The 11,157-nt window shown below is 72.0% G+C and carries 12 protein-coding genes; 4 read left to right on the top strand and 8 right to left on the bottom strand.

Going from position 1 to position 11,157, the window contains the following annotated elements; all coding sequences use genetic code 11:
• The 7 genes from VFV89_RS00210 to VFV89_RS00180 all read right to left on the bottom strand — a co-directional run.
• Positions 1-540 (bottom strand): ABC transporter substrate-binding protein (locus VFV89_RS00210; RefSeq protein WP_329703871.1); only part of this gene is annotated, 540 nt, incomplete at its 3' end.
• Between the two features lie 290 nt (positions 541-830).
• Positions 831-1,457, bottom strand: coding sequence for a nucleotidyltransferase family protein (locus VFV89_RS00205; protein ID WP_329703870.1), 627 nt, complete (start codon positions 1,455-1,457; stop codon positions 831-833).
• Complete coding sequence (locus VFV89_RS00200; protein WP_329703869.1) at positions 1,394-2,122, bottom strand: hypothetical protein; 729 nt, start codon at positions 2,120-2,122, stop codon at positions 1,394-1,396. The genes VFV89_RS00205 and VFV89_RS00200 overlap by 64 nt, the downstream gene beginning before the upstream one ends.
• Positions 2,119-2,661 (bottom strand): sigma-70 family RNA polymerase sigma factor, encoded by a 543-nt coding sequence (locus VFV89_RS00195; protein WP_329703868.1) that lies wholly within the window; start codon positions 2,659-2,661, stop codon positions 2,119-2,121. The genes VFV89_RS00200 and VFV89_RS00195 overlap by 4 nt, the downstream gene beginning before the upstream one ends.
• 137 nt (positions 2,662-2,798) lie before the next feature.
• Positions 2,799-4,424, bottom strand: a complete 1,626-nt coding sequence (groL, locus tag VFV89_RS00190) for a chaperonin GroEL (RefSeq protein WP_329703867.1) — start codon at positions 4,422-4,424, stop codon at positions 2,799-2,801.
• A gap of 171 nt (positions 4,425-4,595) precedes the next feature.
• Positions 4,596-5,582 (bottom strand): quinone oxidoreductase family protein, encoded by a 987-nt coding sequence (locus VFV89_RS00185; protein ID WP_329703866.1) that lies wholly within the window; start codon positions 5,580-5,582, stop codon positions 4,596-4,598.
• A 44-nt stretch (positions 5,583-5,626) separates the two neighbouring features.
• Positions 5,627-6,649: a LacI family DNA-binding transcriptional regulator gene (locus VFV89_RS00180; protein ID WP_329703865.1), complete on the bottom strand. Its 1,023-nt coding sequence runs from the start codon at positions 6,647-6,649 to the stop codon at positions 5,627-5,629.
• 473 nt (positions 6,650-7,122) lie between these two features.
• On the opposite strand from VFV89_RS00180, the gene VFV89_RS00175 reads away from it, so the two are divergent.
• From VFV89_RS00175 to VFV89_RS00160, 4 genes are all read left to right on the top strand, one after another.
• Positions 7,123-7,485: a YciI family protein gene (locus tag VFV89_RS00175; RefSeq protein WP_329703864.1), complete on the top strand. Its 363-nt coding sequence runs from the start codon at positions 7,123-7,125 to the stop codon at positions 7,483-7,485.
• Positions 7,482-7,847 (top strand): YciI family protein, encoded by a 366-nt coding sequence (locus tag VFV89_RS00170; protein ID WP_329703863.1) that lies wholly within the window; start codon positions 7,482-7,484, stop codon positions 7,845-7,847. The genes VFV89_RS00175 and VFV89_RS00170 overlap by 4 nt, the downstream gene beginning before the upstream one ends.
• 251 nt (positions 7,848-8,098) lie before the next feature.
• Positions 8,099-9,079 carry an RNA polymerase sigma factor gene (locus VFV89_RS00165; protein ID WP_329703862.1) on the top strand — a complete coding sequence of 327 codons (981 nt, stop codon included), beginning with the start codon at positions 8,099-8,101 and terminating at the stop codon, positions 9,077-9,079.
• 27 nt (positions 9,080-9,106) lie between these two features.
• The gene (locus VFV89_RS00160; RefSeq protein WP_329703861.1) at positions 9,107-9,775 is read left to right on the top strand and encodes a hypothetical protein; all 669 of its coding nucleotides are present in this window, start codon (positions 9,107-9,109) and stop codon (positions 9,773-9,775) included.
• Between the two features lie 18 nt (positions 9,776-9,793).
• Here VFV89_RS00160 and VFV89_RS00155 read toward each other — a convergent pair.
• On the bottom strand, positions 9,794-11,157 hold a 1,364-nt coding region (locus VFV89_RS00155), incomplete at its 5' end, for a bifunctional diguanylate cyclase/phosphodiesterase (RefSeq protein ID WP_329703860.1).

Raw genomic sequence — 11,157 nt, 5'->3', positions numbered from 1 at the left:
ACCGGTGTAGGGGCCCTTGTAGGCCGGCGAACCGTCGGCGTCCTCGGGGATGTCGAGGTAGCCCAGGATGTAGTTGGGGCCGCCGGTGATCACGTCGGTCGCGAAGGTCCGCGACACGCCGTACTTCGCGTCCTCACAGGTGACCGGCTTGCCGTCCTGCCAGACCGGACCGTCCTTGAGCGTGAACGACCACTGCGTGGCGTCCTCGTTGGACTGGCCGGTGTCGGTGGCCAGGTCGGGGATCGGCGTGGACCCCTTGACGGGGTCGGTCTCGCCCGGTGGGAAGACCACGAGCTGCCTCGCGAACAGCCGGCTCATGTTGGAGATGTCACGACCCGTGTAGGTGCGCTGCGGGTCGAGGGACTGGGTGACCGACTGCTCGAGCGAGAACACCGTCCCGCCCTTGACCGCCTCGGTGCGCTTGGCCTCCGTGTTGCTGCTTACGTTGCCGCTGCCCCCGGAGCCGCCGCAGCCGGCAGCTCCCAGGGCGACCGCGGCTGCGGCGGCGAGTGCCGCAAGCCGTCTGCCTTGACCGATCACTGTGTGTGTCTCCTTCGTCGGTGATGTGGAGCTCCGAGCGGCCGGGGCGTACGGCAGACCCGGCCACCCGGATTCCCCTCCGAGGGGCTCTGGCAGGCGGACCACTCGGACGTGGTCGCGCCGGCTCCACCTCTCCAACGTGGGCCGGGACCAACCCTCCCGGCGTGGCCGATCGACACCGTCGATCGGAATCGGCGAATGGTGATGCTCCGGTGACACCGCCGTGTCCGGCCCGTGACCGAAAGGTCCGGCCCGCTCGCCTCCGGCGCCGGCGCCGAGAGGGGCTGGAGTCAGCCGGCGGCCCGGGAGTCGACGTCGACCCCGCTGGCCAGGTCGCCGCACTCGACCAGCACCGTGTCGTGCCGGGCGAGGTAGTCGCGGGCGCCGGCATCGCCGGCGGCGGAGTCGGCCACCGCGGCCCAGTGGGCGCGGCCGAGGACCACCGGGTGACCGGGGCGGCCGTGGTACGACGCACGGGCGAGGGCCTCGTCTCCCTCGCGCTCAGAGAGCACGCGTCGTACCACGGCCGCGGTCAGGTCGGGCAGGTCGACCAGGCTCACCACGGCGGCCTCGGCGTCGCTGCCCGCGAGCGCCTCGAGACCGGATCGTAGTGAAGCCGACATGCCCTCGTCCCACTCATGGGCGACGACGACGTCGACGCCGAGGCCGTCGAGGAGGCTGACCGCCTCGTCGGCCCCGGCGCCGAGCACCACCGTCACCCCGTTGCATCCACCGTCGAGCAGGACCTCCACCGCCCGCTGGAGCCACGACGTCCCGTCAGCGTCGCGCACCAGCGCCTTGGGCCGGCCCATGCGGGTTCCGGCACCGGCGGCAAGAAGGAGGCCTTGAGTGGTCAGTGGACGAACGCCTTCTGGAAGGGCGACGCGAGGTCGCCGTCTGCAGTACCGCTGTAGCACATGGAGAGCTGGCCGTCGAATGCCGCGACCAGGTAGTCGCCGCCCTCCTCGAACTGGACCATGCCCTGCATCGCGCCGAAGAGGTCCGGTGGTGCGGAGATCTGGACCGTCTCGCCGACCTCGCCGGCGAAGACGTCGGTGGCCTCCAGGGTCACCGTGTCACCCTCGACGGAGGTCACCGTTCCGGCGAAGGCGAGGGGGTACTGGGACAGGATCGCCGGGTCCGGGCTCGCACACCGTCCCTGCTGGGGCGCCACCGAGAGGTTGGTGGTCTGGCCCGCGAGCGGAGCGCCTGCCTGCGCCGTCGTCGACGGCTTCTGGTCCGCCTGCGGCGCGTTCGAGCCGTTGCCGGTGAGACCGGTGACTGCGAACGCGCCGCCGGCGGCGATCGCGGCGACCGCAGCGGCAGCGACCAGCCAGGTCGCGCGGGTGCGGCGGTGTGGCACGGCCTGCTCCGGATCGGCCGGCCGGATGTCGAGGTCAGCGCTCATGATGTCCCCCAAGAGCCTCGTGAGACCGGCCGGGTCGGCCGGAGGGAGGGAGGCAGCGGGATCGCCGCCACGCAGCAACGCGCGCAACGACTCGTGGCCGTCGAAGTCTGCGGTGTCGTACTCGGTGTCGTGCTCGCCGGCGTCGAACGCATCGTCGGAGTCGCGGTCGCTCATCTCCCCCTCCCTTCTCTCGCCTCTTCATGTCCGGCGCCGCCGTCGATCTTTCGCAGCTCCTCGACGAACTTCCCGCGGGCCCGGTGCAGCCGGATGCTCGCGGCGTTGGGGGTGATGCCGAGCACCTCGGCGATCTCGGCCGGGCCCAGCTGCTCCCACGCCCACAGGCGGAGCAGGTCGGCCTCGTCCGGCCGGAGCGCGGCCAGCGCGGCGGCCACGCGCTCGTCGGGCTCGTCGGCCTCGCGCTCGGCCTCCCGCGGCGGGTCGACGACGGTGATCCGGGCCGCGAGCCGCACCTGGCGCCGGTCGCCGCGCTGGAGGTTGGCCAGGCAGTTGCGCGCCACGCCGTAGACCCAGGGCAGCGCGTTCTCGGGCACGTCGTCGAGCCGGCGCCAGCAGACCAGCAGTGTCTCGGCGAGCACGTCGTCGGCGGTGTCCGGATCGGTACGCCGGGCCAGGAAGCGGCGTACCGGCTCCACGACCTCGGCGGCGAGCGCTTCGAACCGCTCGCGCGCGTCGTCGGGGTGCTCCTCGGCCACGACCCAACCCTCACACATCGGTTGGCAGGGATCCCAAGTCAACCTGGGATCCCAGCGCCGAACATGACACGGAAATGCCGCTGACCCGCCCATACGGAACGGGCGGGTCAGCGTGTGGTGCTACGAGAGCGGTGGGATCAGAAGTCCATCCCGCCCATGCCGCCGTCGCCACCGGGCATCGCGGGAGCCTTCTCGGGCTTGTCCGCGACGACCGCCTCGGTGGTGAGGAAGAGCGCCGCGATGGAGGCGGCGTTCTGCAGCGCGCTGCGGGTCACCTTGGCGGGGTCGATGATGCCCTCCTTGAGCATGTCGACGTACTCGCCGGTGGCCGCGTTGAGGCCGTGGCCGGGCTCGAGGCCCTTGACCTTCTCGGACACGACGCCGCCCTCGAGACCGGCGTTGATCGCGATCTGCTTGAGCGGGGCCTCGCAGGCGACGCGGACGATGTTGGCGCCGACTGCCTCGTCACCGGAGAGGTCGAGCTTGTCGAACGCCGTGGTGGACGCCTGCACCAGGGCCACGCCGCCGCCGGCGACGATGCCCTCCTCGACGGCCGCCTTCGCGTTGCGGACGGCGTCCTCGATGCGGTGCTTGCGCTCCTTGAGCTCGACCTCGGTGGCCGCGCCGACCTTGATGACGGCCACGCCGCCGGCCAGCTTGGCGAGGCGCTCCTGGAGCTTCTCGCGGTCGTAGTCGGAGTCCGACTTCTCGATCTCGGCGCGGATCTGGTTGACGCGGCCGGCGATCTGGTCGCTGTCGCCCGCACCCTCCACGATCGTGGTCTCGTCCTTGGTGATGACGACCTTGCGGGCCTGGCCGAGCAGCGCGATGTCGGTGTTCTCGAGCTTGAGGCCGACCTCCTCGGAGATCACCTGGCCACCGGTCAGGATCGCGATGTCCTGCAGCATGGCCTTGCGGCGGTCACCGAAGCCCGGGGCCTTGACGGCCACGGACTTGAAGGTGCCACGGATCTTGTTGACGACCAGGGTGGACAGCGCCTCGCCGTCGACGTCCTCGGCGATGATCAGCAGCGGCTTGCCGGACTGCATGACCTTCTCCAGCAGCGGGAGCAGGTCCTTGACGCTCGAGACCTTCTGGTTGGCGACCAGGATGTAGGGGTCCTCGAGGACCGTCTCCATGCGCTCCGGGTCGGTCACGAAGTAGGCCGAGATGTAGCCCTTGTCGAACCGCATGCCCTCGGTGAGCTCGAGGTCGAGGCCGAAGGTGTTCGACTCCTCGACGGTGATGACACCTTCCTTGCCGACCTTGTCCATCGCCTCGGCGATGATCTCGCCCACGGTGGTGTCAGCGGCGGAGATCGACGCGGTCGCGGCGATCTGCTCCTTGGTCTCGATCTCGGTCGCCATGCCGAGCAGCTGCTCGGCGACGGCGTCGACGGCCTTCTCGATGCCGCGCTTGAGGCCCATCGGGTTCGCGCCGGCGGCGACGTTGCGCAGCCCCTCGCGGACCATGGCCTGGGCGAGCACCGTGGCGGTGGTGGTCCCGTCACCGGCGACGTCGTCGGTCTTCTTCGCGACCTCCTTGACGAGCTCGGCGCCGATCTTCTCGTACGGGTCCTCGAGCTCGATCTCCTTGGCGATGCTCACACCGTCGTTGGTGATCGTGGGGGCGCCCCACTTCTTCTCGAGCACGACGTTGCGGCCCTTGGGACCGAGGGTGACCTTGACGGCGTCGGCGAGGGTGTTCATGCCCCGCTCCAGACCGCGACGGGCCTCCTCGTTGAAAGAAATCAGCTTCGGCATGACTCCTGCGCTTCCTCACGCGTTGCAAGTTCGGGTTGTTGTCACTCTCGTGCCGAGAGTGCCAGCGTCATGTTTAGCACTCGCCCCCTGCGAGTGCAAGAAGGGTTCGCCCTCAGCGCAGCGCGGGCGGGCCTCCGGCCACACCGGTGCCGGCCCGTCCAGTCGCCGGGCTCAGTGCCCCCGCACCGCGAGGACCGTCTTGGTGGGCGCGGTGCGGTCCTCGAGGCCCCTGTGGACGGCGACCGCGCCTTCGAGGGGTACGACGTGCGGCGCCGGCTCGGCCAGGACACCGTTCGCCACCAGGTCGACCACGGCCGAGAGGGCGGTCGACACCAGGTCGGGGCGCAGGTGGGAGGTGCCACCCAGGTTGAGCCCCATGACCATCCGGCTCGCCAGCCAGGTGCCGTCGCCGGGGAAGCCCCGGTCGTCCCCGCTGGCGTCCCCGAGCACCAGGTGGCGACCGAGCGGAGCCAGCCGGGAGAACGCGGCCTCACGCAGCGCTCCGCCGACCGGGTCGACGACCACGTCGACCAGGCCGTCACCGGTCAGGGTGACCCAGCGCTGCTCGAGCTCGTCCGCGAGGACGACCGCCGAGCATTCCGCAGGCGCGCGCGACACGTCCCGGCCGACCACGCCGATCACCTGGGCGGCCCCGAGCGCGACCGCGACACGCGCGCACGTCGCACCCAGCCCGCCGCCGGCCCCCAGGACGAGCACCCGGTCAGCACCCGTCAGCCTGGCGAGCTCGCGCAGGGCCAGCCATGCCGTCACACCGTTGACCGCCACGGCCGCGATGCGCGCCAGGTCCGCGTCGCCGGCCAGTCGCGCGGCCATCGTGGCGTGCGCCACCGCCACCTCGGCGTACCCGCCGAGACGCTGGGTGCGCCCGAAGTCGTTGAGCACCGCGACGACCGGGTCGCCCACGGAGAACCCGGATCCACCTGCCGGGACGGCGCGGACGTGACCCGTGACCTCGATGCCCGGGACCAGCGGCAGGGACAGCGGGAAGTCGCCGCGGCGCATCAGCATGTCGACCAACCCGACCCCGGCGAAGGCGACGTCGATGCTGATCTCACCCTCGCCCGGCACCGGCTCCGGCCGCTCCACGACCTGCAGGACCTCTGCTGCTCCGAACTCCCGGACCTCGACAGCACGCATCCCGTCATTGTTCGACGAGCCGACCGTTGGCCCGCAAGCGGGTTTCAGGAGCTCTCCCGGACCACCAGCCTGGTCTCGAGCAGCCGCGGCTGCGGCGGCTCGTCGGGATGGCGCATGTTCTCGAGGAGCAGGGCGACCATCTCACGGCCCATCTGCTCCGGTGACTGGTGCACCGTGGTGAGCGGGGGGTGGGTGGACTGAGCCAGCGGGGCGTCGTCGAACCCGACGACGGAGACGTCCCGGGGCACCTCGCGGCCCGCCTCGCGGAGCACCCGCAGGGCGCCCGCCGCCATCAGGTCGTTGGCGCAGAACACCGCGTCGAGGTCCGGACGCCGCGACAGCAGGACCCGCATCCCGGACTCACCGCTGGCCTGGCTGAAGTCACCGCGTACGACGAGTGCGTCGTCCGACTCGAGGCCCGCCGCGCGCAGGCCGGCGAGGTAGCCGTCGTGCCGGGTCCGGCCCACGACCATGTCGGCCGGACCCGCGATGGCAGCGATGCGCCGGCGGCCGCGGTGCACCAGGTGGTCGACCGCGAGCCGGGCGCCGAGCGCGTTGTCGACGTCGACGTAGACCCCCTGCTGGTCCTCGGTCGCCCGCCCCCCGAGCACGACCGGCAGGCCGCGCTCGCGGATCCGCTCGGGCAGCGCGTCGTCGTCGTGCAGGGACAGCAGCAGCGCGCCGTCCACGTGCTGGCGGGTGAGGTAGTCGTCGAGCCGACCGTGGCGCTGCGCGGTGTGGGCGAGCAGCAGCACCAGCTGCAGCCCGGCCTCGCTCAGCGCGATCCCGACGCCGCGTACGACCCCGGCGAAGAACGGCTCGCCGAAGACCCGCTCCTCCGACTCGGCGATCACCAGGGCCACCGCGTCGGTGCGCTGGGTGACCAGGGTGCGGGCCGCCCGGTTGGGCACGTAGCCGAGCTCGGCGATCGCGCTCTCGACCGCCTGCCGCGCACGGTCGGACACCTTGGCGCTGCCGTTGATGACTCGCGACGCGGTTCCGCGGCCGACCCCGGCGGCCGACGCGACCTCCTCGAGGGTCGGCCGGGTCCGCGGCTGCCGGGTCATGCGGCAAGTATCCCGAGGTTCGAGGTGGACACGGCCCTCCTGTGCGCGAACGGCGTGGTGCGGCGGGCGGGCCCGGCCTGTCGAGGTGAACCGAGCCCGCCCGCCGAGTCTGGAGATCCAGGACGGACAGCGTATGGGAGCGCTCCCATCACTCTGGCGGACCGGACGGGGACCTGTCAAGAAGGGCGGCGACCACAAATCCCGGCCCTTGTGACGGATCCGTGGTGCCCGCGTGCCTACCGGCCCCGTCGGTGGGTTTGCCGAGGGAGATCGGCACCTGGTGCCCGAGATCCTCGGCAAAGCCGGGTCCAGCGGATTTGCACCGCATCTCGGCGTGCTACGCGCGCGGCCGCCACCCACGGATCCGTCCCAAGAGCCCATATTGCGGTGAAGTTCCGGTGCGGCTGTCGATCCGGCCGGCCCCCGTCCGTCATCGCAGTGCCAGACTGCCGAACCAGTCGAGAGGAAAGACCATGACCGAGTACGTCGTGCTGCTCCCCGGTGACGAGGCCGCGTGGGAGCACACCTCCCAGGCGGACAAGGAAGCCATGTACGCCATCCACCGCCAGTTCGCCCAGGCCCTCGAGGAGCGCGGCCACAAGGTGACCGGCGGCAGCGAGCTCACCCACTCCCGCGAGGCGAAGGTGCTGCGCACCGACGCCGGCGGCAACCACACCGTCACCGACGGGCCGTACGCCGAGACCGTCGAGCAGCTGACCGGCTTCTACATCGTGGAGTCGGAGGACCTCGACGACCTCGTCGACGTCTGCAAGATCCTCGGCCGTGCCGAGGGCGCGATCGAGATCCGGGCGGCGGTGCGCGGTCCGGGCTCGTGAAGTTCCTGCTGCTGATGGCCGAGGAGAACCACTTCGCCAACTGGGAGACGGCCGACGACGCGCACCACAAGCGCGTGTACGCCGACTTCCGGGCCTTCGACGAGGCGGTGCGCTCGCGCGGCCGGGTGGTCGGTGGCGAGGCCCTCGACCGGCCCTCGACGGCGCGGACGGTCCGTCCGAGGCCCGATCGTGCGGGGACCGACTGTCCCGTGACCGAGGGGCCGTTCGCCGAGACGGTGGAGCAGGTGGGTGGCTTCTACCTCATCGACGTGCCCGACATGGACACCGCCGTGGAGCTGGCGGCGCTGCTGCCACGCGAGTACACCGTCGAGGTCCGGCCCACGCTCGAGGTCGAGCTCTGACCCAGGAGGCACTCGCTGCGGCGCAGCGCGACGAGTGGGGCCGGCTGCTGGCCCTGCTCGTCGCGCGCTACCGCCGCCTCGACCTGGCCGAGGACGGTCTCGCCGACGCCTTCGAGTCGGCCTCCCGGACCTGGCCGGCCGACGGCGTACCAGTCAACCCCGGCGCCTGGCTGCTGGTCGCGGCGCGACGCCGGATCACCGACCGGCTGCGTGCCGAGGCGGTCGCCAACCGGAAGCTGCCGCTGCTCGCCGTGGAGGCGGACCTGGCCGAGGAGGCGCAGCGCACGATGGCCGACCCGGGTGAGCGCGGCGTGGTCGCCGACGAGCGGCTCCGGCTGGTGCTGCTGTGCGCACACCCCGCCCTCCCGCGGGAGGCTGCGGCGGCGCTCACCCTGCGGCTGGTCCTCGGCGTCTCGACCGAGGACCTCGCCCGGCTGTTCCTGGTCCGGACGTCCACGATGGCCGCCCGGCTGACGCGGGCCCGCAAGCGGCTCGCCGGGGAGTCCTTCGCCGTCCCCTCGGGAGCCGAGCTGGCCGACCGGGTCCGGGTCGTCTCGGACGTCGCCTACCTGGCGTTCACCGCCGGCTACGCGCCCGGCTCCGGTCCGGACGTGCTCCGGGCCGACGTCGCCGCGGAGGCGATCCGGCTCGTGCGGGTGCTCCGCGACGTACTGCCCGAGCCGGTCTCGGAGATCGACGCCCTGCTCGCGCTGATGCTGCTGCAACACTCCCGCCGCGAGGCCCGGGTGGACGACGACGGCCGGCTCGTCCTGCTGCCCGACCAGGACCGCGGGCGGTGGCGGCGCGACGAGATCACCGAGGCGATCAAGCTGCTCACCCCGCTCACGGACGCCCCCGCGGCGCCGTACCTCCTCCAGGCCCTCGTGGCCGCCGAGCACGCGATCGCCGCCACTTCGGACGACACGGACTGGTCGCGGATCGTGGCGCGGTACGACGAGCTGCTCCGCCTGTCCGACTCCCCCGTCGTCCGCCTCAACCGGGCGGTCGCGGTCGGCGAGGCGGACGGGCCGCTGGCCGGCCTGGCGGCGCTCGACCGCCTCACCGAGGCGGAGCTGCCGGGACACCGACTGCCGGCGGCCCGCGCCGAGCTGCTCGCCCGGGCCGGGCGGCCGGACGCGGCGCGGGAGGCCTACGACGCCGCGATCGCGCGGTGTGCCAACGAGGCCGAACGGTCACATCTTGAACAGCGTCGAGCCGTCCTGCCCACGTGAGCGCCGTTCGCAGGGAACAATGATCCCGTGCTCCTCTTCGCTGCACTGGTGCCTCCGACCGCCGAGCTCGACCGAGCCCGGGTCGCGGTCGCGTCGGTCGCGCCCGTGCCCGAGCCGACACCGGAACCCGCGCCGGCGGCACGTCACCGAGCCGGGGCCCGGCGGTGGTTCGGGCGCCGGAAGGCGACGGAGCCGGACCCGGTCGACCCGATGCTCACCCTGGTGCCCAGGGCGTTGATGAACACCCAGATCGTCAAGTTCGGCAACCTCTCCTCCTCGGACGCGATCGGCCTGGCCGACGCGCTGACCGAGCGCGGCCAGGAGTGGTCCTCGCCGCGGCTGCGCCTCGCCGGTGGGTTCGTGCGTCAGCTGGACGGACGGACGTCGGTGTGGACCGGCATCACCGGTGACATAGAGGAGGTGCGCGACGTGATCCGCGGCGTCTCTCACGTCGCCCAGGGGTTGCAGATGTTCGTGGACCGCAGGATCTTCCGGCCCGAGATCCAGGTCGCGACCGCCAACCAGCGCACCACCACCGACTACCTCGACGCCGTGACCAACGAGCTCGAGGCGTTCGAGAGCAACGCCTGGTGGCAGAACACCCTGACGCTGATGGTCCCGACCGAGGACGGGCCCGGCCCGGTCCCGGTCAAGGTCTTCCGCGAGATCCCCCTGGGCCCCGCGGTCGGCCACTGACCGGCAACATCGCGGCGATCAGGCCGTCGGCACCAGCACCTCGTCGTGGTCGGGACCGGTAGCCGCGCGGCGGCGGTTGGTCCGCACCGCGACCAGCAGCGTCTCGTGGCCCATCGGCCGATGCAGCAGGTAGCCCTGGACGAACGGCGCGTCCACCGAGTCGCGCACCGCGTCGAGCTGGCCCTGCCGCTCGACGCCTTCGATGACGACGTCGAGACCGAGTGAGTTGGCCATCACCGTGACCGCACGTAGGACGGCCCGTGCCCGCTCGTCCCGGTCGATGTTCTGGGCCAGGGCGGCATCGGTCTTCACCACGTGCGCGGGCAGGTCCTGCAGGTAGCTGATCGAGGAGAATCCGACGCCGAAGTCGTCGATGGCGAACCGCACGCCCATGGCGGCGATGGTCTGCATGGCGGCCAGCACCTGCTCGTCGTTGGCAACCCCCTGCCGCTCGGTGATCTCGAGGACGAGGGCGGTGCGGCCCATCGCCCGGACCGTGCGCTCGACGACCTGAACGAAGCCCGGCTCCCGCAGCTGGCGCGCGGAGACGTTGACGCTCATGGAGATCGGGCCGCCGGCCGCCTCCCGCAGCGACGGGGCGTCGTGGGCCACCTGGTCGAGGATGAGCTCGCCCATCTGGACGACGAGCCCGGTGTCCTCCGCAATGCGGACGAAGACCTCGGGCGGCACCTCGGTGCCGTCGAGCTGCCAGCGGGCCAGCGCCTCGACACCGGCGATCCGACAGCTCTCGGTCGCGACGACCGGCTGGTAGACGACGTCCAGCTCGCGCAGGTCGATCGCGCGGCGCAGCGCCTCGACCAGCTCCAGCCGCTGCAGCCGGGCATGGCCGATCGAGGGCTCGTAGGCGACGTACTGCGCCTTGCCGCGCCCTTTGGCCTCGTACATCGCGAGGTCGGCCTGCCGGAGCAGGGCCTCACCGGACTCGCTGCCGTCGCCGTAGGCGATCCCGATCGAGGCGCCTAGCTGGGCGGAGGTGCCCGCGACCTCCACGCTCGCCGTCAGCGCCTCCAGGATGCGGTTGCTGATCTCGATGACCTCGGGCATCGTCACGTCCTCGAGCAGCACCGCGAACTCGTCACCACCCAGCCGGGCCACGGTGTCGCTGTCGCGGGTGCTCTCGACGAGGCGGCGCGCGACCTCCACCAGCACCTCGTCGCCGGCGGCGTGGCCGAGCCGGTCGTTGATCGGCTTGAAGCCGTTGAGATCGATGTAGAGCAGGGCGACCTCGCCCGTGCAGGCGGCGATCCGCTCCGCGAGCAGCGAGCGGTTCGCGAGGCCGGTCAGCGGGTCACGCGAGGCGCGGCGACGGAGGTCCTGACGGACTTCGTCGTCGCGGATCGTGAGCACCAGGCCGCGCACCC

The organism is Nocardioides sp. (genome assembly GCF_036274455.1).
Classification (GTDB): Bacteria; Actinomycetota; Actinomycetes; order Propionibacteriales; family Nocardioidaceae; genus Nocardioides.
The sequence above is the reverse complement of the archived record's forward strand: the minus strand, read 5'-3'. Positions and strand labels throughout refer to the sequence as shown.

Excerpts from the sequence above, each read along its gene's own strand:
- VFV89_RS00200 (WP_329703869.1), bottom strand. The coding sequence starts at position 2,122 with ATGAGCGACCGCGACTCCGACGATGCGTTCGACGCCGGCGAGCACGAC.
- groL (WP_329703867.1), bottom strand. The coding sequence starts at position 4,424 with ATGCCGAAGCTGATTTCTTTCAACGAGGAGGCCCGTCGCGGTCTGGAG.
- VFV89_RS00185 (WP_329703866.1), bottom strand. The coding sequence starts at position 5,582 with ATGCGTGCTGTCGAGGTCCGGGAGTTCGGAGCAGCAGAGGTCCTGCAG.
- VFV89_RS00180 (WP_329703865.1), bottom strand. The coding sequence starts at position 6,649 with ATGACCCGGCAGCCGCGGACCCGGCCGACCCTCGAGGAGGTCGCGTCG.
- VFV89_RS00175 (WP_329703864.1), top strand. The coding sequence starts at position 7,123 with ATGACCGAGTACGTCGTGCTGCTCCCCGGTGACGAGGCCGCGTGGGAG.